Source organism: Afipia dichlorophenoxyacetatis, assembly GCF_055386385.1.
On the sequence record NZ_AP029250.1, the window covers coordinates 5072784 to 5089487 of the forward strand.

A 16704-nucleotide genomic window follows, 5' to 3' on the forward strand; every position below is an offset into this window, starting at 1 on the left:
TTTTGTTATGCTCAACGTTCGACAAACCAGCGAACGTCCGCGGATTGTTAACGCTTGGTCCCGCTGAGGGCTCTGGAGGCGGCTTGAACGGCATCGACAATCGCTTGATAGCCCGTGCAACGACAGTAATTGCCCGAAAGAACCTCACGGATCTCTTCGCGGGTCGGTGTCTCATTGCGCCGCAAGAACTCCGAGGCTTGCATGATCATGCCAGGAGTACAGAAGCCGCACTGCAACGCGGCGCGCTCGAAGAAGGCCTTCTGAAGAGCAGCGACTTCGGGACCAGGGCTTGCAGCGTCGATTGTCGTTATGTCCGCGCCATCCGCTTGAATGGCCAGCATGAGACATCCGCGAACCACGCTATCATCGACGATGATGTTGCAAGCTCCACAGACACCGTGCTCGCATCCAATGTGGCTTCCGGTAAGCGCCAATCCGTGGCGCAAGAAGTCAACCAGCGACTGGCGGGTGGTGGTTGATGCCGACCTCGGCTCGCCATTGACGCGGACCGAAATCGTAACAGTATCCTCCGCCTCGACTTTATCCATGTGTGACCTCGCTGAACGCTTTGGCGGCGCAATGAGTAAGAAGCTGCTTTGCAAGGTACAGCCGATATGTGGCGGGATATTCTTCACTGTCTGCGCAGTCGAGCACCGTGGAAAGGAGAGCGACAGCCTGATCGATCGCAGCAGTGTTGGAGAGCTTGGTCCCCACGATCGCGGACTCCACCGTTGCGATACGTCTGGGAAAGGATTCGATTCCCATGAAAACGACACGGCAGTCCGTCACCACTCCCTCCAAGCATCGAATGCCGAAAACAAGGCCCGCCATCGCGAAATCGCCATGCCGCCGCGCAATCTCGTGAAAGGTAAAGCGCCAGGATACGTCAGGAATTGGAATGTCGACGCGCACAATCAACTCGTTCGGCTGTCGATCCGTATCGTAAATTCCCTGAAAGAAGTCGGTGGCCGACACTGACCGCGTGCCGTCGTTCGAGCAAAGAACGATGTCGGCATCGAGACATACCATGCAGGCCGGCATCTCGGCAGCCGGGTCTGCCAGGGCCAGACTTCCGCCGAGCGTGCCCCGGTTGCGAACAGCCTCGTGCGCGACGTGGCGGAGAGCCTGAGTTAACACCGGAACATTTTGCTGAACCAGCTCAGATCGCAGAACCTTATTGTGACGCGCACGTGATCCAATGCTGAGGGTCGTGTCTTTGACAGTGACCGCATTCAGGTCCGGGACAGCATTGATATCGATCAACAGCTGTGGCGAGGCCACACGGAGATTCAGCATCGGCACGAGGGTTTGCCCCCCGCTCAAGACAGCTGCGTCATCGCCATGGTCGTGGAGAAGCGTCAACACCTCGCCGAGAGTTGTCGGCTTGGCATAAGCAAACTTAGCAGGCTTCATGAAACGGCGCCTTCCTCGAATGCTCCTAAGGCACCCAATATCGCGACGGGGGAAATAGGAAGAGTGTCGACGCGGCCGCCAAACTGATCGAGCACATTGTTCACTGCATTGAGTATCGCGGCTGTCGACGCGCAAGTGCCGGCCTCCCCCGCTCCCTTGGCACCAAGGATCGATCCGGAATACGGCGTCTCAACGTGCGCGATGACGATGTCCGGCGTATCAGCTGCCATCGGAAGGAGGTAGTCAGCAAGCGTGCCGCTCGCATACTGTCCGTCTTCGGTGTATCGGCAGTGTTCGTAAAGCGCCTCTCCGATACCCTGCACAACCCCTCCTCGGATCTGCTCATCAACAAGCAGCGGATTGATCACGCGGCCGCAGTCCTCGACGACCCAATGTTTGAGGACGGCCACCTTGCCGCTCATCTTATCGATCTCAACGAGCGCCGCCTGGACGCCATTGGTCGGGAGAAAGGTATCGCCATCGCGGCCACCCATATCGGAGACCGTAAGTTGTGGACGAACGTCCTTCGGAAAATCGTAGGGGCGAAATTGAATCGCGTCGGCAAGATCGGATACCTGCATCCGAACATGTCCGGTTTCCTTCTCGACGATCTCGCCGTTCGATAGATCGAGCTGATCCGGGTGAGCCTGAAGCAACGCGCCCGCTGCGGTGAGGAGTTCAGATTTGAGCTTGCGGCCCGCGCGCCAGGCGACCTCTCCTGTGATCGCGGCTCCGCGGGACGACCACGCGCCTCCACCATGCGGCGCAGATTGCGTGTCTCCAAGCTTGACCCTGATGCGACCGATCGGAAGGCCGAGTGCATCTGCAAGCACCTGTGCAATGCCTTGTTGAATCCCTTGCCCGATCTCCGCCGCCGAACACTGCGCGGTCACGGTACCTGAAGGGTCCATCGAGACAACAACCGTGTCGAGTGAAGATACCGGCACATTCGAACGGCCGTAGCCTTCCGGGCCCGTCGCTGTAAATTCGACAAAACTCGCCAGGCCGAATCCAACCAGCCGACCCTCCTCTCGCCACGTTGCGATCGACTGCTTCAAGTTCGTGTAGTTGCAAAGCGCAAGGAGCTTATCGAGACACTTTTCGTGTGACAGGTCGAGCATTCGCGCCCCGGTCGGGCTCATCCACGGCATCTCGCTGTCAGCAACGAAGTTGCGTCTCCGAAATTCGATTGGATCTTCACCGCGAACTTTCGCCGCTTCTTCGACGAGAGATTCTGTGATCGCGACCGCAATCGGATGCCCCACCGACCGATATTGACCGGTCATCACCTTGTTCTGCAGAAGCGACCTCAAGCAAGCACCGTATTGCTCGATCTTGTACGGTCCTCCCATGGCGCGAAGCGCGCTCATCCCCTCCGCCGTACTCGATCGCGGATAAACAGAATAAGCGCCAAGCCCCTGGATGTCGTCGACCTTCATAGCGGTGACGCGACCATTTGCATCGAGCGCGAGACTTGCTTCGACGATGTGTTCTCTGGCGTGGATGTCGGAGAGCATGCTTTCGATGCGATCCGCGATATATTTGACCGGCTTTCCGATGAGCTTAGAGGCCGCGCATACGGCCATTTCCTCGGGATAGATATGCATTTTCACGCCGAAGCCGCCGCCGACATCCGGACAGACAACCCGGACGTCGGTAATCTGCATCCTGAGAAGCCGAGCGATGATGAGCTGAAGCTGATGAGGCATCTGATGGGAGGCAAAGACCGTCATTGCCTCTTCGATCTTGTCGTATGAAGCAAGAATGGCTCTTGGCTCCAGCGGAACACCCGTCTTGCGGTTGAACGTCAAACGACGGCTCACGACTTGTGCAGCTTGCTCGAACGCCACATCTAATCCAGCGGTTGATTGCTTGAATTCGAAGGCCAGATTGGATTGTGCATTCGCATGAACGCGCGCAGCTCCAGACAACGCCTCTTCAAGCGAAGTTACGGCCGGAAGATCCTCAAATTCGATGGCGATCAGTTCGAGTGCGTCTTCGGCTTGTGCGCGGCTCTTGGCGAGCACCATTGCGATCGGCTCGCCTTGAAAAACGACATAGTCGCGCGCGAGAGCCCGTTGCTCGGGGGAGAACAGATTGGGGGCGTTTGAGAGAACGCACTGCCAGGGATCGATGGCCTTTTCAATTTCGTCACACGTCAATACGGCGACGACCCCGGCTGACAGTTGCGCATCAGCGATGTCGGTAATCTTGAATGATGCATGCGGGCGTGGGCTGCGCAGGAATGCCGCATGTAGTTCCCCACTTTGCGAAATATCATCAACGTAGCGACCGCGCCCCGCCACCAATCTGCGGGTAGCCTCTCGCGGCATAGGCCTTCCGATGAATGGGGGGGCGTTTGCTTCCTTGGATTCGCTCATCATTGCACACCCCAAAAAAGAAGAATCCGCAGCCTAAGCTGCGGATTCAATTGGTCTCGGCTCTTTAGATTGAAAGATCGGACCCTTTGGTTTCACGCAACAGAAGGAGCGCCACCAAAAACACCAAGCCGTAGGACGTTAGCGCAAAGACACTGATCGCACTCGACAATGTGGTCGTCGCGGCTAGCGCACCAACGAGATAAGGAAACAATCCGCCAACTGCACGACCCGCATTGTATGTAAAACCAACACCAGCTCCCCGAACCCGAGTGACAAACATTTCATTCAAGCAGGCCATAAGAGCTGAGTAGTATCCAACCGCGAAGAAGCCGAGCGGAAATCCGAGCAGCAACATTTCCGCGTCAGTCAACGGAAGGTGGGTATAGATGTATACAGAAGCGGCTGCGGCTGCGGAGAAGAATAGAAAGACATGCCGTCGGCCAAACTTGTCGGAAAGCCAGCCGCCCGCGATATATCCTATGAAGCAGCCCCCGATTAGGGTCATCAGGTAAGGGGTCGAAGCCAAGATGGAGATCTTCCGTTCACTCCGCAGGAATTGCGGCACCCAGGTCATCAGGGCGTAAAATCCCCCCTGCGCGCCAATCGTCAGAAAAGAACCAGTGAGCGTGGCGCGAATGTTCGCTGCATCGAAAATACGAAAGAACGAGACGGCCGGCTCCTTGCTTCGCGCCAAAATCGCGACTTGAGGCTCCTTGACGTTTCTCCGGATGAAGAAAATCAGAAGAGCTGGAGCCGCTCCGACGAAAAACATGACCCGCCATGCATACTCTGGGGTCAAAGTGGCGAAGCAAATGGCCTGTACGATGAGCGCAAGACCCCATCCAACTGCGTAGCTGGATTGGTAGAAGCCCATAGCTCGGCCACGGGATTTACTTGCAACAACTTCAGACAACGTGACAGCCGCTACAGCAGCCTCACCGCCAAAGCCGACGCCGAGGCATGCTCGAGCAATTGTAAGCTGATCGACGTTTTGGGCGAGCGCAGAAGCGAGACTTCCGATCGAAAATATCAGGATTGTGAGCTGCATAGTCCGAACACGGCCGATCCGGTCTGACAGAAACCCCGCTAGCCAGCCACCTACCGCGCTGCAAAGCACGGTCAATGACACGATTCCACCCAGCGCTTTCGGATCCGTGCCGAAAGCGGTAACCAGCGTGCCTATCGCCAACGGGAACAGCATGAAGTCCATGCCGTCGAGCGTCCAACCAGCGGTGCAGGCCCAGAAGGTTCTGCGGCCCTGCCCGTTCATGTCCCGATAAAATTGAAAAATCGAGTCCGGCTCGCTCACCGGTAAAATCCCCGCCTCATCGATATTCGCCATTACCTTCCCCCGTTTTGTCTCAGCCAGACCCCACAAATCCATTGGGCCGCAGGCCATGCCCATTGCTCGGTGGATACTTGGATGATATTATTCTTGTATCCAATGATACAGCAAGATGAAATTTGGGTCCAATTGCCGGCTTTGATGCACAACATTTCATCAGATCGGTGGATTTTGGCGCGTCCCGCCTAGAGCGGCCAGCGAACTGCGGTGCAAAAATCGTGCAATGTGGCAAGGTCGCCTTGGGAGGTGCAATGACAAAAGCTAAGACACACCAAGTACTAATCACTGGGAGATGCTACCGGTGAATCCTGCCAAGCCGACGTCCGTTGACGTCTCCGCAAATTGGGCAAGCGAACGAACGCTCTCGCCCTTGGAGCAGGCCTATAACTTCATCCTAGAGAGTATTCTCTCTGGGGAGCTCGCTCCTGGGATGCGCATCCCAACTGAAGCAGTCGCGGAGCGACTAGGCATCAGCCGAATGCCCGTGCGAGACGCACTGCGGAGGCTCGAAGGCGACGGAGCAATTACAATCTATGCCAATCGGGGCGCGACCGTGGCTGAGTACTCCAAAGACGAAGTGATCCAACTCGTAGAGATGCGAGCGGTACTCGAAGGCTTAGGTGCTCGCTTGGCAATTTCGAATGTTACTCAGCGGGAGCTCGAAGAGATTCGTCATCTTCAAAGCAGAATGGACCGCTCTGCTGACGATCTCAGTCAATGGATCGTGCACCATGACGCGTTTCACAATTACATTACGTCGCTCAGTGGTCGGCCACTGCTAACCCGGCAGACAAAGAAGATGCGACTGATGCTCCGGCCGTACTTCCGCGAACACCACGCCGCGAATCAGGAATTGGAGATCCCAGGTTTCGAGCATCAACGCATCGTCGATGTCTTAATCGGCGGACAGCCAGATGAAGTTGAGCAAGAAGTCAGAAACCACGGAATAGCCAACGTCGGCAAGGTTACAAAATTGATGGACCGCTGAAGATCGATTTAACGATCTCTTCCCACTAGGCAGTGGTCCGACGAAAGAAAATGCGAGAATGCTGAACGCAACGAGAAAAACCCTGATCAAGGGTGGGCGCCTACTCGATCTCGATGAAGACTTGGACCAACCCCCTCAACTCGATATTCTGGTTGATCAAGGAGCAATCTGCTCCGTGGGTCCTTCCGCAAGTACCGCGACCGGCGACGACATCCATGTCATTGATGCGACGGATCAGCTGCTCATTCCTGGCCTAGTGAACACTCACTATCATTCGCACGATACCTTGCTGAGGGGGATGTTCGAACAGCTGCCGTTGGACGCGTGGATGCTCTACAGCGGTCCGGGCCAGTTTCCACACTTCTCGCGTGAAATCATTGAGACGCGCACCCTGCTTGGCGCTGCGGAATGCCTGTTGAATGGCATCACGACTACTCAGGATATGGTTTCATTTTCAGGCAACGATCAGGGGCACGTCGAGCAGCTTCAACAAGCCTATGAAGCGGCGAAGATGCGGGCTGTTCTAGCGGTTCAGATATCTGATCGTGCTGGTTGTGACTGCGTAGCATTTTGGGATTCACTTCCTGATCGAACGCTTCGATGTTTACCTGCCGCACCAGATTCAATGGCGCAGCTTCGATTTGTGGAACACGCGCTCGAAAGGAGTTCGAATCTCGTGAGCTGGGGATTGGGCCCTTCGGCTCCCCAGCGATGCTCTGCCGAAATGCTCACGCGGATCGCTCAACTCTCTACCGCTAATAAGCTTCACGTCTTCACTCATACTTACGAAGCACGATCGCAGGCCGTTCTGGCACGATTGAAGTATCCGCAAGGTTCGTTGATCGAGCACTTGGACCGCAACGGATTACTCAACGAGCGGCTTACTATTGCCCATGGCGTATGGATCACGGAATCGGAGATCGCGCGACTTGGAAAAGCCAAAGCGAGTCTGGCGTGCAACCCAATCAGCAATCTAAAATTACTAAACGGTTTTGCACCGATAACCAGATACGCCACCTCTGGGGTAACGATCGGCCTTGGCTGCGACAACTGTAGTGGCAACGACTCCCAGAACCTTTTCGAAGCCATGAAAGTTTTCGCTCTCATGTGGGGCATGTATTCGGGCCACGATCAAACATCCGCCGCCAAAGAGTCTTTCAAAGCGGCCACTATCGGCGCAGCACGGGCAATCGGATTGGGGGATAAGATTGGTCTCATCCGACCGGGTTACCGAGCCGATCTTGTCGCGATCGATTCTTCACAGCCAAATTACAGACCGCTCAATAGCGCGATAAGGCAAATCGTTTACGGTGAGACTGGAAGATCGGTCAGCATGGTTATGGTCGACGGCGTCATCGTTGTCGACGGCGGACGACTGACGTCCTCAGTTCTCCAGGATCTCAAAATTCGAGCGGAGCGTGCGCGCGATGAGTTGGCTCCCCACATCAGAAACATCCAAGAGCGAAATGCCGCGCTGCTACCGGATCTCTTCGCGGCTTACGAACAAGCGAACTGTTATCCGCTTGAGTTCGATCGCTTCTCGCTCCGTACGGGTTCGAATCGAGATACATGAAGGAACCGGACCGGGACCAAACTCTCTCTCTGTCGAGCCCATCTGGGGCGATGGGAGGAAGATACCCAGCAGCAGCGACAATGGAGCTGGACTACATATAAATTCGACTGCCGACGATGTTTAATGACCGCGGCGGACATCACGATAATGCGTTCAGACAGCGCATCTGCTTCGGACGAGCCGCCGTTGAGCATTTGTATGAATGCGAATTCGTCACCTCCCAGCCCGGCGATGACGTCTGTTTCACGACAACAACGCGAATGCGCGACGTGACGGCTTGCGGCAGCGCATCGCCGACCGGATGGCCCCGCGCGTCGTTGACGTTCTTGAAGTGGTCCAAATCGAGAAATAGCACCACGTACGACTGATCCCGCGTCGCCAGGAGCGCCGCGGTTTCAAGCCGGTTGCGAACTCCGTCCGATTGTCCGGGCCAGTAAACCCATCATGCCGCGCCATGTGGGCGATCTGAGCCTCAGCGCGTCAGCGCTCGGTCGCGAACTCAGCCGCCCGTTCGAACTCGCCAGACATCAGTGCACATCAGTCGGACAACTGACTCCAGTTGTGCTCTTTCTTTATCAGTTGGCGGACTGACAGATCGATTGAAGGTCCCCACGAGGCGCCGATATGCTGATATACTTTGTCGACCCATCGATCGCCTCCACCAAAAATTCAAACTTCAAGAATCGTAACTCCAAGAACCAGAGATCAAGCAGCTCGACGCCGAGTGCGATCCAGAATGATGCGTCCGACCATATAAACGAGAGTTGCCACAACGACGGCCGTAGCGGAGAACAGGAACCATTGTCTCAGATAGAAAAAACCCCATTGGTCAACGCGAAATCTAGCCAACGGACTCGTGGTTGCGGTCGTATCGAGCACTAGCAACAAAAAGCCGGCCGGGGCCATTACGATAAAACTTCCGATCTCAGCCGGTGAGATCGGGCGAATGGGCGCGCTTAGACGTGCGTTCTTCCGAACCAAAGCTATCAGGATAATGACAGGCCACGTCCACAGCGCGGCGCACATGAATCCAAAGCTAGCGGCGTCTCCTGGGCCCGCGAATTTTCAGTACCAATTCATATTGAGGGAGTAAGGCAGGCCAGATCGGAGCTACTCTAGTGACCAGCCATTGCGACTGTTCGATATTCGGGGCCAACGCGTTCGATGAGCCTAGATACGCGAACAGCAAAGGAACGAAGACTCCCCAATAGAGAGTCTTCATACACGTTGGCCCGACCAAATCTTTGAGTGCAAGAGTACCGCGTATACCTTGATCCGCGCGATCGTGGGAAGGTGTCGCCGGAGATTTTGCAGGAGGCCGTTCAAGAGCATTGTTTTCATTCACAGACAGCATCCAACTGCAATAGCCAAGAAACAATCGCTCGAACTGAAAAAGCCTCTGGAGTTATTTCCGTCTCTGCTGAAGCAGCTCATTATAAACATCAGCGTCTGCGGCGCGCAATTGCGGGCGATTAGATGCTAGTCTCCGCATAACGCAAATGTTCTATACGCGTTGTCAGGACAACGGCATCGACTGACTCGGATTTGCAAAAGCCTTATCAATGGCGCCAACTGGATAGCTTTTACATATTTGCTTATCAGTGCGCCAACTGACTCCATTTGTACTATTTCTTTATAAGTCGGCGGACTGACTCCACATCTACTATTTCTTATCAGTTCGTCGAGCGTGGGAGCTCCGGAACCATCGGGGCGTCACGCACGAATGTCCGCTTGCAGTCGCCGCAACTGGTTTTTTAGCCGCCTCGGTGGCAGCGATACGCAACGTCGCAAGCTCGGCGATGAGCGCCGCATCTCCGTCATCGTCGGGAAACGGATGTCTCTCTCTTGGAGCCGACCTGCGAAATGAGAGATGCGGAGATCATTGCCCAAGCTCTAATAAAGAAAGTTGGAGAGATGCACGCCTCAGGCCGTTGAGGCGCTACAAATTCAGCAGAACAGCTTGCCCTGCTCCGCGGCTTCTACCAGGGCCGCAACTTCGGGCTTCGTCAAGCGACCGGCCAACGGCCCGTCCTCAAGAGGCCAATCAAGCAGTTGCTTGAGCCAACGCGCGCGAACACCTGCCAGCTTTTTTTCAACCTCTTTAGCCGAGATCTTGAAGACCTTCGCGCCGCCGTCAATCATCATGCCAAAGAAGGCTATCATCGCGGTATCGTTCGCGTTGTGCTTCCTCCAAAAGGGAAGCCACGCGACCGCTGGCTAACCCGCGACGAGGCGGCTCGCCTACTGCGCATATGCTGGCGCGCTCGTGAGTATCAGACGATCCATCGTGGTCCCAACAAGGGCACGCAGATTGAGACAGATCGCCGACCCCTTCGGCATCTGGCGCGATTCATTTTGATGGCGCTTTATACTGGCACGCGTTCCAACGCCGTAACGACTGCATCGATCACGCGCGGCGAAGGTAGATCGTTCGTCGATCTCGACAACGGCATCTTCTACCGACTTGCCGAAGGCCGTCGAGAAACGAAGAAGCGACAGCCCCCAGTACCAATCCCCCCTCGCCTACTCGCTCATTTACGTCGCTGGCGCGACAAGCGCATCGTTCGCGATTTTGTCGTGGAGTGGAACGGCGAGCCAATCACATCGTCGGTCAAGACGGCGTTCAACAGTGCTGCCGCGCAAGCCGGCCTCGCCGATGGCGTGACACCACATACTTTACGGCATACAGCCGCGACGTGGTTGATGCAGGCCGGCGTCGATAAATGGGAAGCTGCTGGCTTTCTTGGCATGTCGGTTGAGATGCTTGATCGAGTTTATGGGCATCATCACCCAAGTCACCTTCAACAGGCGGCAAGATCTATCGGCTATCGGCCAGCGGGCGTTTCGTTGGCGGTATCGTTGGCGAAGCGGGACACTTCCGCCGCCACCACCTCACAAGCCATTGAAATCGTTGGTGGGCCCGGCAGGACTCGAACCTGCAACCAGACCGTTATGAGCGGCAGGATAAAAGTGCGCTCCATTGATTTTGCTTGGTTTTCATCCCGCTTCGCGACTGTTTGTTAGCGCCATTTCAGATCGTTTCTGGTGCGAAACTGGTGCGTCAATTTAGATCATCTAATTCGTTGTAGCTGTCCCAAAGACCGTGGGTGACGGTATCTCCGCGCGTTGCGCTTCCGTCATCAAACATTGGCGTGTCCAACGACTCAGGCCCCCACTTATCGTGGCTATTTTGAAAATCGCGGTTCACGTATTTCTTTATCTTTGCCCGGATATCGGCAACCTTCAGGTTTCCCTCCATAACGTCCAGCATCACGGTCGCAGTGACATCGTCTTTCATGTCGCGAGACAAGTGACGGGGAAGGAGCAATTGAATTTCCGCCAAAATCTCTTCGGCCGTAGGACCACGCTTGGACAACTGCGTCGCATTGATTGATGGCGTATAATCGATGTTCTTAAGGTTTTTTCGGATTATACGCTTCCACCGTTTATCGATGTCAGGGTGCCCTCGACGAAATCTCCGAATTGAAGCGCTGGAAGCTATCTTCGGGTACTCTGAACTTAACTTCTTTCCCAGAATGTCGTTCATGCTGCGCCCGGCCAAAAGCGCTTCTTCCACTAGGAAGGCTGTTGATGCGGAAATCGTATTGGCCTTGGTTCTAGCACAAGCACGACAAAATCTTTCATCGCGAGGTCCAATTCGTAGATTTGCCCCCGAATATGGATGCCCTTTTGGACAATGAGACTTCTTCGGCCGAGGATTGGCCGTCGGCCCTCTAAGTTTACGCGCAGCGGAGCTAGCCCTCCTACATGCCCGGCAATCTCGAGCGCCTTTCGGCGTTATGTAGAGATTTTCCCCCGAATACGGATGTCCCTTTGGGCAGTGCGTTTTTGCTAGATTGATTTCGGTAAGGCGCTTGCGGCCCATGCCTTCACTCCGTCGTTAGCGGGTGTAATGCATGTCAAACGCTGCTGATGATTCGTGGCCAGTTTGAGTCAGGGATAAATCAGTGTCATTGCAATGGCGATCACTAGGAGCACCGCCATCGCTATCGCCGTCAACATGCCGCGTCGTTCGAGGTGTTTGGTCATTCGCACACCGCCGCTTCGTCAGGGCTGAAATCCTCCGTCGGGGACGTCCTCGTCGGCTGGTACAAGCGCCCGCCTCTGCTCCTCCGCCAATACGGCAGTTAGTTCGAGCTCCGACAGCCCCTCGATTCCATCCAAATGCGGGTTGAGCACGCGAATGGCTTCAATGACAGCATCTCTTTCCATGGTCAGATCTCCTCTCTGACGCATAAGACGTCCTGGACCTGCAATTTACAAATTGGAGTATCGCCTTCCCCAACAGCTACTAATTCTAGGGGCTTTTGTTCTCTATTTGTTCCGTGCTTTATTAGAGGAAATCCAGGGCAAAAAGAAGGATCGACCGCCATGACCCGCGAGGAATACGTCCGATCTTACGCCAAGGAAAATTGCCTCTCTGACGAATGGGCCTACGCGCTCGGCATCATCGAAGACAAAGGTAAAACCCTCATTGCGCTTCCGTGCGGATGTTGGACCCACGACTGTCCGGGTTGGACCATGGTGACGCCAGACATGGTGAACGGCCATCTTGAGGCCTTCGCGCCGAAGAAGCTTCGCGAGGTGTTTAGAGAGACTATGGATGAGATAGAGAAAGCCAAGGCATGATGATCGGCCGCGACCATGTCACCGCGCGTAATCTACATTCCGCTCTCGGGCGGCGACCGGAAGCATCAGAAGCGGGAGCTTGATAAGGCGCGCCGGTCGTATGCGGTTCTGAGCCAGCGAGAGGTCGAAGCGCGGACGGTCGGGGAAAGGATGCTGAAGGATGCACAAGAGCAGCTTCAGCTTGCCGACAAACTGAAATGCGAAGCCTGGAACGCCATCATGTTTTGCGGCGGCCCCGCTACGAATTCCCCGACGATCGCTCAAGCCATGAACGGCGGCTTTCCCCTGCTCCGGGTCAAATGCAATCGGTGCTCGGCGGAGCGTGATGTTGACCTTCGCAAGGTACGTCGGCCGCTCGACAGTCATGCTCACCTGATGGAAGCGGCCCTATTTTGCGAGACATGCACTGAGACGCGCGGGCGCCGTCAGCGGGCGCATATCCTGTGGTTGAGGGTTGAAAGTGACACAGAATGAAGATCACCTTCGGGGAAATGCGCGGGATGAATGTTACCGGCATCCTTGTCTATTGCGCCGATTACCACTGCAGCCATCTTGTCAAAATGGACGCATCTCAATGGCTGGATGATGTACGGTTGTCCGACATTGAGCCCAAGTTTATCTGTCGGTCCTGCGGCCACCGCGGGGCCGACGTCCGCCCAGACCATCCCACCGATCACAAACTCCACTCTTCCCGCTGAAACGAGCAAGCCGAAATGTGCAATCTCTATTCAATGACGAAAAACGTGGATGCGATCCGCAGGCTGTTTGGTGCACTGAACCATTCCGTCGGCAATCTTGCCTCTATGCCTGCGATCTTCCCGGACAACGAGGCTCCGGTCGTTCGCTACAACGACGCTGAGCGCGAGCTGGTCAAGATGCGCTGGGGCATGCCCTCGCCGCCGCAGTTTGGCGGGCCGCCGATCACGAACATCAGAAACACCAATTCGCCTCACTGGCGCCGCTGGCTGAAGCCGGAAAGCCGTTGCCTAGTGCCCTTCACGAGCTTCTCCGAATACAACGATGTCGCGAACCCTAAATCCATTAAAAACGCCGACGGATCACCGCATCCGATGGCTGGCAAAAAGGATGTGGTGTGGTTTGCGCTGAATGAGGAACGTCCGCTCGCGGCTTTCGCTGGCATCTGGACTCCATGGACCGGAACACGCGGCACGAAGGCCAATCCGATCGAGGGCGATCACCAAGTCTATGGCTTCCTGACCACCGAGCCGAACGCGATCGTCGCGCCGGTTCACGCTAAGGCCATGCCGGTCATTCTAACCACCCAGGAAGAATGCGACGTGTGGATGCGCGCGCCCTTTGATGAAGCCAAAGATCTACAACGCCCTCTCCCGGACGAACAGCTTATGATCGTTGCCCGTGGCGCGACGAAAAAGGACGGAGAACTTGAAGCCGCCTAACGCCGTCTACAAAGTTATCCCCAACCCGGATAAGGGCAATCCTTGGTTGGCCGTCGATGATGATGGGCTCATACAATGGTCGAGCAGCGACGAGCAGTTCATCCGGCGCTTCGCCAGAGACATAGGATTCCGGCATTGGGTGCTTGAGCAGTGCATCAAGGGTGAGCAACTGACGATGAAGCTAAGAGGACAGCAGACTTGACGTCCCTCGCCGGAATCGGGTCGAACTCCCGGCATGAAATACAAAGAAGAACGACCGTTCGCGAAGCCGGAAGCTGCTGCGTTGGAATTGCTGCGGATTGTCCGCGCGTTCATTGCGGCGAAGAACGACCCCGCGGTGAAACACACCTACGCAGGAATCACAAACGCTGAGTTCATCCAGAGATCAGGCGCATCGGTAGCAGAATGGTCTGCCGGCATTTCTTATGGCACAGAGCATGGCTGGTGGACCATGGATGGCGGCGGCCGGATATTCCCGAGCGATACCGCGCCCTGACTCGCAAAACCTCGTCTGAATCCCCATTTTATCAGCACCCTGTTTGAACTGCGTTTGGGGGGTGTTGATTGGCTTGGAACAAGGAATTTGACCGGCCTGTGAGGCTCAAGGACGGCAGCGAGTTGCGGACGCTGACGGACGCACGCAACTACATCCTAAGCCTGCCAGCAGATCAGCACCGCACGCCGGCTGTAGAGGCGGCCATCGAAGCGCTACTGATGGCCGCGACCAAAACCGGCCCCATCCTCCATGCTCAGATCGGCATGATCCAGCTCATCCACGGGAAGCCCGATGGTACACTGAAGCGCGAAAAAAAGGTCCTCAAGATCCGGAAGCGGCTGGCAACATGACCGACGACAAACCGAGCGATGCGATAGCTGCGGTGAAAGCCAAAGACCGAACAGGAACACAAAAACAAGATGCCGGTTGATCGGGATGGAGATTTTCTCATGAACAAAGACAAGCAAGGCATCACGCTGGACGAGAAAGCTCAAGAGCAGCCTGCTGATAAGGACCGCGCCCAGACGGCACACAAGACCGACAACGCGCCTAAAAAGGAGGAAGACCGGAAGGATCGGGAAGACGGATAGCCTGGATTTCAATCATGATGAAGGCTTATGACAAACCGAGCGACGGCATTCCGACGGGTTGCGAGCCGAAGGCTGATATGGAGCACTTCATGGAATGCCCCGTCTGCCAGAAGTTCTTCGACATGCGCCGGCTGGACAAAGTGATGGAACACGTCCATGGCGGGAAGATTGAAATGATTGAGACGTTCGGTCCGCCTACGCGGAGGAACTGATGGCATCACGCGAAAGAGATATCGCTAGTCGGTATACCAAAAAGACACTTGCTCACATCAAGTGGCTTCACTCTCTGCCGCCGCTGCAGTCCATCGCGGTCCGGCGGCGCGAAACCCTACGACATTGCCTTCGGTTGCGTGAAATGATCAGGGACGGTTACCGGTCACCTGACCTCCCAGCCGATGAGTTTCTTGAGAGTGCGCAAGAGAGCCTAGTTCTGCTTCGGAAGGCTCGCGCGTTCGCCAAGAAAGCCATGCATTGAAAAAACCGCGCCCCGGTTAAGGAGCGCGGCTTACGTCATGAAATAAGACAAGTAGGAAACAGCGACCCTGCGCCTTTGGCCGTGGATAAGCCACGCGACAAAAAGCCCCTATTTCAGCCGAACACCTGCTCCACCGGGCCGCGTGTCGCCTTCTTCAATAAAAAGGACCCCGGCCTTTGCGAAGGCGGCTTGAACCGCGTTGATAGTGCTCGACTTCGGATCACCGCCGCCTCGCTCGATGTTCTTGATCGTGATCAATGCGAGCCCTGTCCGCTCGGCCAGATCGCTCTGCTTCCAGCCGATCAGCGCGCGTGCAGCTCGAATCTGGCCTGGCGTAATCATTTCTAAGAGGTAGTCGGCAGCAGTCGCCACAGCAATCAAAACAGCCCCCAGGTATATTGAGCCCGCCAATCTTACTATATACCTCAGGTCTATTTGTCAAAACCTCAGGTACGCTGTAATTTCCCTAGTGTCGCCTTCGACAGACTCATAAAAAGCTGGGGTAATTCATGAGGAAGTTTTGCTTGGCCTTGAGCGCGTGCGTTCTGGCCATAACGCCGGCGGTTGCTGCTGATTTGCCGCGCGCTGCTCCCACCGTCACAAATTGGACTGGTGTTCATATCGGCATCAACGGTGGGTACGGCTGGGGTGACGTGCTCACCTCGAAGGGCTCGATCACCGGTGGCGGCGTAACTGCTCTCCTGCCCGACGCTACGGCGAAGATGTCCGGCGGGTTCGCTGGCGCCCAGCTTGGCTACGACCTGCAGATGGGGAATTTCGTCGTCGGCGTTGAAACGGACTTTCAAGGCGCCGCGATCAGTCACGTCGACACCGCTTCCGCTCTCGGCGTTACCGTCACCGAGAAGTACACCCTCGACGCATTCGGAACGACGCGTGCACGCGCTGGCGTCGCCTTCGATCAGTTGATGGTCTACGGAACGGCCGGCGTGATGTATGCCGCCGCATCGGCGAAGCTGACGATCCAGCCGCCGGCAGGCCAGGAGCTTGGCGCTACGAACTCGTCATGGCATGTCGGATACACCGTCGGCGCCGGTGCTGAGTGGGCATTCGCCCGAGATTGGACGGCGCGCGTCGAATATCTCTATGCGGATCTCGGCTCAGGTTCCTATGCGCTCGACACTCAGTCGATCCCAAACATCACGGCAAGCCTCGACGCGAAGATGCAAATCAACTTGGTCCGCTTCGGAATCAACGCGCGTTTTTGATCCCCCAGAAGCGCGAAAAGCCCGCTCTCGGTAAAACGAGGGCGGGCTTTTTCTTTGGTGCGGCGTCTTTCAGTAGCGACGCCAAATCAACCACTCGATGCCGTAAGCGATAACGCCACTGGCAATCAGCGATAAAACAAGTTGAGCAA

At 55.9% G+C, this 16704-nt stretch carries 19 protein-coding genes and 1 pseudogene; 12 read left to right on the top strand and 8 right to left on the bottom strand.

All coding sequences use genetic code 11. The features are described 5' to 3' along the window. Nucleotides 1-47: 47 nt before the first annotated feature. The 4 genes from ACZ5C3_RS23705 to ACZ5C3_RS23720 form a co-directional block, all read right to left on the bottom strand. Nucleotides 48-548 carry a (2Fe-2S)-binding protein gene (locus tag ACZ5C3_RS23705; protein WP_464033548.1) on the bottom strand — a complete coding sequence of 167 codons (501 nt, stop codon included), beginning with the start codon at nucleotides 546-548 and terminating at the stop codon, nucleotides 48-50. Next, nucleotides 541-1413, bottom strand: a complete 873-nt coding sequence (locus ACZ5C3_RS23710; protein WP_464033550.1) for an FAD binding domain-containing protein — start codon at nucleotides 1411-1413, stop codon at nucleotides 541-543. Before ACZ5C3_RS23710 ends, ACZ5C3_RS23705 begins: the two co-directional genes overlap by 8 nt. Further along, the gene (locus ACZ5C3_RS23715) at nucleotides 1410-3746 is read right to left on the bottom strand and encodes a xanthine dehydrogenase family protein molybdopterin-binding subunit (protein ID WP_464033552.1); all 2337 of its coding nucleotides are present in this window, start codon (nucleotides 3744-3746) and stop codon (nucleotides 1410-1412) included. Before ACZ5C3_RS23715 ends, ACZ5C3_RS23710 begins: the two co-directional genes overlap by 4 nt. Nucleotides 3747-3858: 112 nt before the next feature. Continuing rightward, entirely contained in the window at nucleotides 3859-5136 is a 1278-nt protein-coding gene (locus ACZ5C3_RS23720) for an MFS transporter (RefSeq protein WP_464033554.1), read from the bottom strand. A 304-nt stretch (nucleotides 5137-5440) separates the two neighbouring features. Between ACZ5C3_RS23720 and ACZ5C3_RS23725 the strand changes: the two genes are divergently transcribed. After that, a complete protein-coding gene (locus ACZ5C3_RS23725; protein WP_464033556.1) occupies nucleotides 5441-6127 on the top strand; it encodes a GntR family transcriptional regulator in 687 nt (228 codons plus the stop codon). A 58-nt stretch (nucleotides 6128-6185) separates the two neighbouring features. After that, nucleotides 6186-7700: an amidohydrolase family protein gene (locus tag ACZ5C3_RS23730; protein ID WP_464033557.1), complete on the top strand. Its 1515-nt coding sequence runs from the start codon at nucleotides 6186-6188 to the stop codon at nucleotides 7698-7700. 139 nt (nucleotides 7701-7839) lie between these two features. Here ACZ5C3_RS23730 and ACZ5C3_RS23735 read toward each other — a convergent pair. Next, nucleotides 7840-8097 (bottom strand): annotated as a pseudogene (locus ACZ5C3_RS23735) (diguanylate cyclase domain-containing protein); the annotation flags it as partial. Nucleotides 8098-9752: 1655 nt separating this feature from the next. Between ACZ5C3_RS23735 and ACZ5C3_RS23740 the strand changes: the two are divergent. After that, the gene (locus ACZ5C3_RS23740; RefSeq protein WP_464044323.1) at nucleotides 9753-10724 is read left to right on the top strand and encodes a site-specific integrase; all 972 of its coding nucleotides are present in this window, start codon (nucleotides 9753-9755) and stop codon (nucleotides 10722-10724) included. Between the two features lie 37 nt (nucleotides 10725-10761). On the opposite strand, the gene ACZ5C3_RS23745 is transcribed toward ACZ5C3_RS23740, so the two are convergent. Beyond that, nucleotides 10762-11247 (bottom strand): hypothetical protein, encoded by a 486-nt coding sequence (locus ACZ5C3_RS23745; RefSeq protein WP_464033561.1) that lies wholly within the window; start codon nucleotides 11245-11247, stop codon nucleotides 10762-10764. 521 nt (nucleotides 11248-11768) lie between these two features. Further along, entirely contained in the window at nucleotides 11769-11933 is a 165-nt protein-coding gene (locus ACZ5C3_RS23750) for a hypothetical protein (protein WP_464033562.1), read from the bottom strand. Between the two features lie 159 nt (nucleotides 11934-12092). Between ACZ5C3_RS23750 and ACZ5C3_RS23755 the strand changes: the two genes are divergently transcribed. The 8 genes from ACZ5C3_RS23755 to ACZ5C3_RS23790 all read left to right on the top strand — a co-directional run bounded on the left by ACZ5C3_RS23755 (nucleotide 12093) and on the right by ACZ5C3_RS23790 (nucleotide 15066). Continuing rightward, entirely contained in the window at nucleotides 12093-12350 is a 258-nt protein-coding gene (locus ACZ5C3_RS23755; protein WP_464033564.1) for a hypothetical protein, read from the top strand. A 150-nt stretch (nucleotides 12351-12500) separates the two neighbouring features. Continuing rightward, a complete protein-coding gene (locus ACZ5C3_RS23760; protein ID WP_464044324.1) occupies nucleotides 12501-12824 on the top strand; it encodes a hypothetical protein in 324 nt (107 codons plus the stop codon). Between the two features lie 239 nt (nucleotides 12825-13063). Then, nucleotides 13064-13768: an SOS response-associated peptidase gene (locus ACZ5C3_RS23765; RefSeq protein ID WP_464033568.1), complete on the top strand. Its 705-nt coding sequence runs from the start codon at nucleotides 13064-13066 to the stop codon at nucleotides 13766-13768. Further along, nucleotides 13755-13970, top strand: coding sequence for a hypothetical protein (locus ACZ5C3_RS23770; protein WP_464033570.1), 216 nt, complete (start codon nucleotides 13755-13757; stop codon nucleotides 13968-13970). Before ACZ5C3_RS23765 ends, ACZ5C3_RS23770 begins: the two co-directional genes overlap by 14 nt. A gap of 33 nt (nucleotides 13971-14003) precedes the next feature. Then, a complete protein-coding gene (locus tag ACZ5C3_RS23775) occupies nucleotides 14004-14264 on the top strand; it encodes a hypothetical protein (protein WP_464033572.1) in 261 nt (86 codons plus the stop codon). A 68-nt stretch (nucleotides 14265-14332) separates the two neighbouring features. Continuing rightward, entirely contained in the window at nucleotides 14333-14614 is a 282-nt protein-coding gene (locus tag ACZ5C3_RS23780; RefSeq protein WP_464033574.1) for a hypothetical protein, read from the top strand. 99 nt (nucleotides 14615-14713) lie between these two features. After that, nucleotides 14714-14854 (top strand): hypothetical protein, encoded by a 141-nt coding sequence (locus tag ACZ5C3_RS23785; protein WP_464033575.1) that lies wholly within the window; start codon nucleotides 14714-14716, stop codon nucleotides 14852-14854. A gap of 14 nt (nucleotides 14855-14868) precedes the next feature. Continuing rightward, entirely contained in the window at nucleotides 14869-15066 is a 198-nt protein-coding gene (locus ACZ5C3_RS23790) for a hypothetical protein (protein ID WP_464033577.1), read from the top strand. 371 nt (nucleotides 15067-15437) lie between these two features. Here ACZ5C3_RS23790 and ACZ5C3_RS23795 read toward each other — a convergent pair whose 3' ends face one another. After that, nucleotides 15438-15701 carry a helix-turn-helix domain-containing protein gene (locus tag ACZ5C3_RS23795; RefSeq protein WP_464038418.1) on the bottom strand — a complete coding sequence of 88 codons (264 nt, stop codon included), beginning with the start codon at nucleotides 15699-15701 and terminating at the stop codon, nucleotides 15438-15440. 137 nt (nucleotides 15702-15838) lie between these two features. Here ACZ5C3_RS23795 and ACZ5C3_RS23800 point away from each other — a divergent pair, with 137 nt between their 5' ends. After that, a complete protein-coding gene (locus ACZ5C3_RS23800) occupies nucleotides 15839-16555 on the top strand; it encodes an outer membrane protein (RefSeq protein ID WP_464033579.1) in 717 nt (238 codons plus the stop codon). Nucleotides 16556-16704 lie beyond the last annotated feature (149 nt).